Below are 2,344 nucleotides of genomic sequence, written 5' to 3' on the forward strand. Positions count from 1 at the left end.
ATAACATTTTAGTATTTATGCGACACGCAGTTTGTGTTGCATAATCGCTTGTTGGACTGAGGCGCTACCTGCTCGGTGTGTCAGAGATGGTGCTATTTATGCTATGGGAATTTGCTTTTTAGAGGCTCTAGCTAAATCAGCTAGTTTAATAAGCTTACCTATTATAATTTAAGCTTTCCCTGCATTGCTCAGCGTTTATTATCTATTTATTAAACCGAATGTTTAACCGTTAAGCAAGGATGTTTTTCTTACGCGCAGCCGCGACTAGCCTGAACAGTTAAGCAGGATAACTCATTGATTTGATGCAGCAAGCAAGGCTGCTAACTCGTTCGCGCTATTTTATTTGTCGCCATGTCTGAATTCATCACGCCAATAAATCGTAAGATACCCACTTTACATGACTGGCAAGGCCAATGCGGTATTAGTCGTTCTTGCTCTACCTTCGGCTTCACCGCTTTGAATGGGGTTGCTGATGCCTGAGCCTTTATTAACCCTAACTTTCGCTTGCGGCACGCATTAGCTAAAAAGCCATAGTGGCGAATACGCATAAACCCTTTCGGCAATACATGTTGTAAGTAGCGCCGTAAAAAATCATCACAACTCAGTGTCATGACTTTATCGCGGTTGTTATCTGCATAGTCGCGATATTTAAAGCTCACTGACTGCTCATTCGCTGACACGAACCGCGATTCTGACATCACGCCTTTTCGGGTATAACGCGCAAGGTAGCTCACGAGCTTTTCACTGTACGTTAAACAGGCTTTGCTATACACACACCACTTTGTTGGGGTGTTTATCTTCGCGAATGAACTATCGCATTCATTGAGTTCCGCTAGCATTTTACCCCTAAAGACTGTTGATAACGCTTTTACGGGGTATAAATAGCCTTTTTCTATTTCATGCCAGTGCGCTTTATTTAGCGCCCCTGCGGGTATCAAACAATGCAAGTGGATATGCTGACTTAAGTTCTGCCCCCACGTATGCAGTACGCTTGTCATGCCTAACTGACCATGCTTTTTCCGTTTCGCAAATTTACTTAGCGTTTGCCATGTCGCTTTAAATAAACACTGATACAACGCATTTGGGTTATAGTGAGCAATGATATTCAACTCATGAGGGAGCGTAAAAACAAGATGAAAATACCGACACGGTAATAAATCTTCCTGCTGTTTTTGCACCCATTTAGCCGTGGCCATGCCTTGGCAACGCGGGCAATGACGGTCTCGACAACTACACCCAATTTTTTGCGACTCCCCACAGTTATCACATTGCCATGCTTGATAACCGAGCTGACCTGTTCTACATGATTGCAGGTGCTGACAGACTCGCAGTTGTTGATAGCTCATCGTATGATGCTGCCGATAATGCTCAAGATTTGAATTTAAAATATCAGCGAGATGCAAAGCGCTCATTGTTTAGCCCAACCTGCAAGCAGATCAATGCCGCCATGACCTAACTCTGGTAACCAATGTAAGTAACTTTGTGTGGTTTTAATATCACTATGCCCAAGCTGATGTTGCAGTTGATGAAGTGGCATACCTGATTCAAGTTGGTGTGTTGCATAAGCATGGCGTAGTGCATGTGGATTACAGTGTTTTAAACCACACGCTTGTGCGTGTTTTCTCAATGGCTTCCTAAAGGTCGATGCTGACATCGGTTTATCCATTAACAATCGCGAGTAAAACATCCAACCCGTTGGGTGATACATTTTCCAGTAACAACGTAATTGATTTAGTACGCTATCTGAAACTACAACATAACGTGATTTATCCCCTTTACCTTGTTCAATCAATATGGTTTTTCGCTGTCCATCAATGTTTTGCACTTTAATATGTAGCAGCTCACCAATGCGTAAGCCACAGCCATAGCAAACTACTATTAACGTTTTTAATCGCATATCCGTACAGCTTTCTATCAGTCTTCGCATATCATCACGCGACAAATAGGTGGGTGCGTGCGACTTTGCTTTTGGCAGTGCAATATCTAAGTTCAATGGCCGGTGTAAAATATGTTTAAACAAGAACCAAATGCTGTTTATCTGTACTTTTTGGCTTGATCTAGAAAGTTTGCGAATGGCAGGATCGTTAAAAAAGATATTCAACTCATCATCTGTGACTAAGTCGAGCGGTTTATTAAAGTAATGACTGAGTTTTAGTAAATGTTCACTGTAGCTTTTACATGTACTTTGCGAATAACCTCGATAGGCTATTTCAGTTTTGACTTGTTCAATGAGTGTATTCATGACTTACCTCCAAGTTATGGGATAACCCCAAGGTAAGTGTGGCTCAAATGATAAGAATAGGATCTCCGCGTAGCGGCTTAGTTCAACAATTTAATAGTGCGC

2 protein-coding genes are annotated in these 2,344 nt (G+C 42.0%); both read right to left on the reverse strand.

What is annotated here, in order from left to right; all coding sequences use genetic code 11:
* Positions 1–320: 320 nt before the first annotated feature.
* Entirely contained in the window at positions 321–1,412 is a 1,092-nt protein-coding gene (locus tag ACTRWE_RS19015) for an IS91 family transposase (RefSeq protein WP_262977445.1), read from the reverse strand.
* The gene (locus tag ACTRWE_RS19020) at positions 1,409–2,242 is read right to left on the reverse strand and encodes a tyrosine-type recombinase/integrase (RefSeq protein WP_016898907.1); all 834 of its coding nucleotides are present in this window, start codon (positions 2,240–2,242) and stop codon (positions 1,409–1,411) included. The genes ACTRWE_RS19015 and ACTRWE_RS19020 overlap by 4 nt, the downstream gene beginning before the upstream one ends.
* Positions 2,243–2,344: the final 102 nt, after the last annotated feature.

It is taken from the genome of Pseudoalteromonas sp. G5_S1_54_S4 (assembly GCF_054968565.1).